Here is a 6,244-nt window from a genome sequence, read left to right as displayed (position 1 = left end):
CCCATGACGGACGACGCGTCCGCCGGCCGGCATGCGACCGCGTACGTTCCGGCCTTGAGGCTGACGTGCAGCGGACGAGTCGTCCCCGGCCCGACGTCCTCCAGCTCCGCGAAGATCTCGCCGCCCGAGACGACGGCGACATCGACGGCCGCCCTGTCGGCGTTCTGCACGAGCAGGGTCTCTGTTCCGGCGTGCGAGCGGGACCACCCCTGCCCGCAGTGCGTCCGCCCCACCTGGACGGTGACCGAGGCCTTGCCCGTACGGGCTCCTCCCCCGCATCCCGTCAGCGCGGCCGCGACGACCAGCGTCACGCAGCCACGGCGGAGCCCGCACACGCCTTTCCAGCCAACGGCCATACTGCCTTTCGCCCCCACGTCGGCAGCCCTGAGCCCGATCCAACGGAACCGTAGACCAGGTCGACGGCGGCGGCCGTCACCTCAGGCGGCGTGGCGCGCGGCGGACCCGCTCAGTCCCAGCGGGCGGAGCGCTGTCGTTTGACGGCGGAGCGGCGCTTCTTGTTCTCCAGGCGGCGCTCGTTGATGCCGCGCGGGACCTTCTTCGGGATGCGCTTCTTCGGCGGCGGGGCCGTCGCCTCGGCCAGCAGGGTCGCGAGGCGGGTGCGGGCGGCGTCGCGGTTGCGCTGCTGGGAGCGGTACTCCTCGGCGCGGATCGTCAGGACGCCGCGGACGAGGCGTCCGGCCAGCCGGTCGAGCGCGCGGGCGCGCAGGTGCTCGGGGAGGGACGGGGAGTTCGCGACGTCGAAGGAGAGCTCGGCGGCGGTGGCACTGGTGTTGACGTGCTGCCCGCCCGGCCCCGACGACCGGGAGAAGCGCCAGCTGAGCTCGGTCTCCGGGATGGTGACCGAGCCGCGGACGTGGATCTGGGCGGGCATGCCCCCATTGTCGCAGGGGCGATGCGGGCTTGTCGTCCGGTTAAGCCCCACCTGGCACCAACTGCAAGCACTTACTTACAATGCTCGCCATGACTGCGGGAATCTTCCAGGACGGCGACCTCATCCGCGTGATCTCGCGGGAGGGCGCGCTCATCGCGGCGGGCGGGGCCGCGTCGCTGCTGCAGACGGCGCATCCCAAGGTGGCGCAGGGCGTGTACGACCACAGCTACACGGCGGACGACCCCGCGCGGCGGCTGCGCAACACGATGGGGTGGCTCTACGTCGTGCAGTTCGGGACGCGGGAGGAGGCCGAGACCCTCAGCGCGCTCGTCACCAAGGGGCACGAGTCCATCACCGGCCCCGACTACGAGGCCAACGACCCGGAGCTGCAGGTGTGGGTCGCGTCCACCCTGTTCGCCGTCGCGACGCAGTTCTACCAGGTACTCTTCCGCCGGACGTTCACCGAAGCCGAGCTGGAGGAGTTCTACGGGCAGACCAAGATCTACGCCACGATCCTGGGCTGCCCCGAGGGGCGGATGCCGGAGACCTACCGCGACTTCCGCGCCTACTACGCCGACATGCTCAACACGTTGGAGATCAGCGACGCGTCGCGGGCGGTCGCCGAGCAGGTGCTGCACCCGAAGCTGCCGGGCGGGCCGCTGAACGCGCCCGGCCTGATGATGATCCGGCTGCTCACCGCGGGGCTGATGCCGCCGCCGATCCGCGAGCAGTACGGCTGGAAGTGGACCAGGGCGCGGGAGGCGCGGTTCCGGCTCCTGCTCACCGTGCTGTCGGCGGTGTACCCGCGGCTGCCGCTGCGGATCCGGACGCTGCCGCGCGAGTACTACCTGCACTCGACGCGCAGGATGCTGGCCAAGGTGAAGCGGAGGCCCGCGATCAGCGTGCGCAGCTGAACGGCCGCGTGATCCACAGGCAGACCACGCGGCCGTTCTCCCTTGCCGGCCCTCCCGAACCCGGCCCGGCCGGGAGGACCCTCTGACCGGTCCGCCGCCCGTCCGCCCGCTCCCCCCCAGAGCCTGGCCGGACGGCGGCCGGGTCAGACCGAGGCGCCGGCGATGATCTCGTCGGCGGTCTTCTTGGCGGAGTCGATCGGGATGGCGAAGCCGACCCCGATGTTCCCGTCGCTGCCACCGGACGTGGCGATGGCCGTGTTGACGCCGATCACCTGGCCGGACGCGTTCACCAGGGCACCGCCTGAGTTGCCGGGGTTGATGGCGGCGTCCGTCTGGATCGCGTTCTTGATGACCGTCTGCTGCTGCTGGGACAGCTGCCCGCGCAGCCCCGGCGGGAGCTGCTGCTCGGAGTCGCCCTCCTGCACCTCGCGGCCCAGCGCGCTGACGATGCCGGACGTCACCGAGCCGTCCAGGCCGAGCGGGCTCCCCACAGCGAGGACCTGGTCGCCGACGGCGAGCCGGTCGCTGTCACCGAGCGTCGCGGGCTTCAGGCCCGACACCCCCTGCGCCTTGATCACGGCGACGTCGGCGCGGGAGTCGGCCCCGACGACCCGCGCCGCGGCGGTCCGGCCGTCGCTGAACTTCACCGCGACCTGCCGGGCGCCCGACACGACGTGCGCGTTGGTGAGGATCACCCCGTCCGAGCGCAGGATGACGCCGGACCCGCCGGAGACGCCGGACGAGGTCTGCGCCTGGATCGACACCACGCTCGGCTGGACGGCGGCCGCCACCTGCGCGGTCGTGCTGGTGGACGAGGCCCCCGAGACCGCCGTCGGGCTCGCGTAGACGGTGCTCTCGTGCGTCAGCGCGAGCGCCACCGCCGCGCCTCCGGCGCCCGCCCCGAGCGCCAGCGCCGCGGCGGCCCCCACCGCCGCGAGCTTCCGCCGTGCCGTGCCGAACAGCCCCGGAGCCGCCGGGCCGGGCGGCTCCGGAGCGCCCGGGCCGGGCGGCGGGGCGCCCTGCCATGGCCACTGCCCTTGCGCGGCGAAGTCCGGTTGTCGCGGCTCCCATGGTGACGGCTGCGGCCGTCCGGCATCGGTGTTCATGCGGATCCCCCTGTCGTTCGCTCACCATCGAGAGTGCGCGCCGGGGCTGCAGGCCGCCTGGATTGAACCTGAAAGTGTGCTGAAAGCCGACAAGACATGAAAAAACCGCGACCGTGGGCGGCGCGTCCACGGTCGCGGTGCCCCCGGGGGGCGACCCGGGGGTGAGCTGGCCAGGGCGCGGACTCCCGTTCCCCGTCGAGACCGGGGCGCGCCCTGTCCGTCCACCTAAGCGCACTTACCTGAACATTGCCTGAATGTGACCCAGGTCTCCGCCGAACGATCCGTCCACCCGGCAGGGGCTAGTCATCGGCCAGCGGCAGGACGACCCGGAACGTGGCGCCCCCGCCCGGCGTCGAGTCGGCCTCCACGATGCCCTCGTGGGCGGCGACGAGCGCGGCGACGATGGCGAGGCCGAGCCCGGCGCCGCCGTAGTCGCGGGACCGCGCCTCGTCCGCGCGGTAGAACCGCTCGAAGACCCGTTCCGCCTGCTCGGCGGACAGGCCGGGGCCCTGGTCGGCGACCGCGATCACCGCCGCCGGCCCGCCGCGCAGCGTGCCCGGCTGGAGCCGGACGTCGACCGGCGTCCCCTCCGGCGTGTGCGCGATCGCGTTGGACAGCAGGTTCCCGAGCACCTGGCGCAGCCGCGGCTCGTCCCCCCGCACCTGGTACGCCAGCCCTCCCTCGACGGACAGGTCTATCTTGCGCTCGGGCGCGAGAACCCTCGCCTCCTGGACGGAGTCGGCGGCCACCGCGAGCAGGTCCACCGGGCGCCGCTCGATCGGGCGCTGCCGGTCCAGTCGGGCGAGCAGCAGCAGGTCCTCCACCAGCAGCCCCATCCGGGACGCGGTCTCCTCGATCCGGCCGATCAGCCGGTCCAGCTCGGCGGGGCTGCGCGCCGCGCCCTGCCGGTAGAACTCGGCGAAGCCGCGGATCGCGGTCAGCGGCGTGCGCAGCTCGTGGCTGGCGTCCGCGATGAACCGCCGCATCCGCTCCTCCGAGCGCAGCGCCGTCTCCTCCGAGCGCCGCGCCGCCGCCTCCGACTCGGCGCGCGCCCCGAACGCCGCCTCGATCTGCCCGAGCATCGTGTTCAGCGACCGGCCGAGCCGGCCCATCTCGGTCCGCGGGTCGGCCTGCGGGACGCGGCGCGACAGGTCCCCGGCCGCGATCGCGCCCGCCGTCTCCTCGACCGCGGCGAGCGGCCGCAGGCTGGCCCGCACCACCCACACGCCGAGCGCGACCAGGACGCCGAGCACCAGCAGCCCCACGATCGCGTCGATCACCACGAGCCGCTGCACCGTGCGGTCGACCTCGTCCATGCTGAACGCGAGCACGATGATCCCGCCCGGGATCGGCTCGGCGAGGATCCGCCACTGCGAGCCGCCGGTGCCGCGCACCGTGAACGGCCGGTCGATGTGCTCCCGCAGGTCCGCGGGCAGCTTCGGGTGGCCGGTCTCGCTCCACGCCGGGTTCTGCCCGAGGGCGTGGCCGTCGTCGGTGCGGACCTGCCCGTACATCTCGCTCGGGATGCGGACGTCGATGTTGACCTCGCCGCGCCGCAGCTGCGGGACGACCTGCTCGACCGCCCGCCCCACCGAGCTGCGCAGCTGGTCGTCGGCCCGGCCCACCAGGTACTGGCGCAGCACCGACGCGCCCGCCGCGCTCATCACCGTCATTCCGAACGTGACGAGCACGAGCATCCCGGCGATCAGCTTGACGCGCAGCGACGTCCGCCCCCACAGCCGCCCCAGGGCGCGGCGCGGCGACGGCGACATCAGCCCGATCTCGACGGCTCGCGCAGGACGTACCCCACACCGCGCAGCGTGTGGATGAGGCGCGGTTCGGCGTTGTCCACCTTGCGGCGCAGCGCGGACACGTACGACTCCACGATCCCCGCGTCGCCGCGGAAGTCGTAGTTCCACACGTGGTCGAGGATCTGCGCCTTCGACACGACGCGGCCCGCGTTGGCCATGAAGTAGCGCAGCAGCTTGAACTCGGTCGGGGACAACTGGATGGGCCTGCCGCGCCGCCACACCTCGTGGCTGTCCTCGTCCAGCTCCACGTCCGCGAACACCAGCCGGGGCGGCGGCTCGGCCGCGCCGCCGCGGAACCGGCGCAGCACCGCCCGGATCCGGGCGATGACCTCCTCCAGGCTGAACGGCTTGGTGACGTAGTCGTCGCCGCCGATCGTCAGCCCCTTGATGCGGTCCTGCACGGCGTCGCGCGCCGTCAGGAACAGCACCGGGGTGTGGTCGCCGCCGGACCGCAGCCGCCGCGCGACGTCGAACCCGTCGATGTCGGGCAGCATCACGTCCAGCACGATCAGGTCGGGGCGGTGCCGCCGCGCCGACTGCACCGCGTCCGCCCCGTTCGTGGCCGTGACCACGTCGAACCCGGTGAAGCGCAGGCTGCCGGCGAGCAGCTCCAGGATGTTGGGCTCGTCCTCGACGACGAGCAGGGTCGCCTCCGCCGTCGCCTTGCCGCCGCCGTTCGCCGTCCGTTTAGACAATTGCCCAGTCCCCCTCCACATCATCGCCGAGGATTCCAGCCGAACCTGAACGTCCCCTGAATGGCGGCCGAGGATACGTTGAGCGCCGCCCCCGGTCCGACTGGAAGCGCGACTGGACAGGGTAGGCGAGTCCGCGCGGGCGGGGGTCAGCGCTGGAGGGCGCGGATGGCCCGCATCGCCTCGCGGCGGGCGTCGCCGGACAGGACGTCGATGTAGACGCGGCCGTCCAGGTGGCCGCACTCGTGCTGGAGGCAGCGGGCGAAGTAGCCGGTGCCCTCGACGCGGACGGGCCTGCCCTTCACGTCCACGCCCTCGACGACGGCGTGCGCGTGGCGCGGCGTCTCGAACCGCAGGCCGGGGACCGACAGGCAGCCCTCCGACTCGACGAGCTGCTCGCCGTCGGCGGCGACCAGCACCGGGTTGGCGACGTGGCCGATGTGGCGGCGCCCCTTGTCGTCCTCGCAGTCGTACACGAACAGGCGCAGGCCGACGCCGATCTGGTTCGCGGCCAGCCCGGCGCCCTCCTCCTCGTACATGGTGACGAACATGTCGTCGACGAGGCGCTCCAGAGAGGCGTCGAACGTCCGGACCGGGTCGCATTCGGTGCGCAGCACAGGGTCGCCGAGAAGCCTGACCGGGCGGGCCGTCCCGCCCCGCGGATGGGTCCTTTTCCTCACGGCGAAGATCCTACAAAGCGGACGGCGGTGCGCCCGTCCCCGCGAGGGGAGGGCGCACCGCCGGGCGGACGGGCCGGTGCCGCGGCCCGGCTCCGCTACAGCTCGATCGGGCCGCGGGGCTGCTGCGGCGGGACCGGGGGGTGCACCGG

General features: G+C 73.3%; 6 protein-coding genes and 1 pseudogene. 1 reads left to right on the top strand and 6 read right to left on the bottom strand.

Going from position 1 to position 6,244, the window contains the following annotated elements:
- Positions 1–311 (bottom strand): annotated as a pseudogene (locus ETD96_RS39495) (hypothetical protein); the annotation flags it as partial.
- A gap of 155 nt (positions 312–466) precedes the next feature.
- Complete coding sequence (arfB, locus tag ETD96_RS39490; RefSeq protein ID WP_138641601.1) at positions 467–892, bottom strand: alternative ribosome rescue aminoacyl-tRNA hydrolase ArfB; 426 nt, start codon at positions 890–892, stop codon at positions 467–469.
- 89 nt (positions 893–981) lie between these two features.
- On the opposite strand from arfB, the gene ETD96_RS39485 reads away from it, so the two are divergent.
- Entirely contained in the window at positions 982–1,806 is an 825-nt protein-coding gene (locus ETD96_RS39485; protein WP_138641600.1) for an oxygenase MpaB family protein, read from the top strand.
- A 143-nt stretch (positions 1,807–1,949) separates the two neighbouring features.
- Here ETD96_RS39485 and ETD96_RS39480 read toward each other — a convergent pair whose 3' ends face one another.
- The 4 genes from ETD96_RS39480 to def form a co-directional block, all read right to left on the bottom strand.
- A complete protein-coding gene (locus ETD96_RS39480) occupies positions 1,950–2,912 on the bottom strand; it encodes a S1C family serine protease (protein ID WP_138641599.1) in 963 nt (320 codons plus the stop codon).
- 299 nt (positions 2,913–3,211) lie between these two features.
- Positions 3,212–4,684 carry a sensor histidine kinase gene (locus tag ETD96_RS39475; protein WP_138641598.1) on the bottom strand — a complete coding sequence of 491 codons (1,473 nt, stop codon included), beginning with the start codon at positions 4,682–4,684 and terminating at the stop codon, positions 3,212–3,214.
- Complete coding sequence (locus tag ETD96_RS39470; RefSeq protein ID WP_138641597.1) at positions 4,684–5,418, bottom strand: response regulator transcription factor; 735 nt, start codon at positions 5,416–5,418, stop codon at positions 4,684–4,686. Before ETD96_RS39470 ends, ETD96_RS39475 begins: the two co-directional genes overlap by 1 nt.
- 146 nt (positions 5,419–5,564) lie before the next feature.
- Positions 5,565–6,095 carry a peptide deformylase gene (gene def, locus ETD96_RS39465; protein WP_171069458.1) on the bottom strand — a complete coding sequence of 177 codons (531 nt, stop codon included), beginning with the start codon at positions 6,093–6,095 and terminating at the stop codon, positions 5,565–5,567.
- Positions 6,096–6,244 lie beyond the last annotated feature (149 nt).

Origin of the sequence: Actinomadura geliboluensis (genome assembly GCF_005889745.1) — a bacterium.
Lineage (GTDB): Bacteria > Actinomycetota > Actinomycetes > Streptosporangiales > Streptosporangiaceae > Spirillospora > Spirillospora geliboluensis.
The sequence above is the reverse complement of the archived record's forward strand: the minus strand, read 5'-3'. Positions and strand labels throughout refer to the sequence as shown.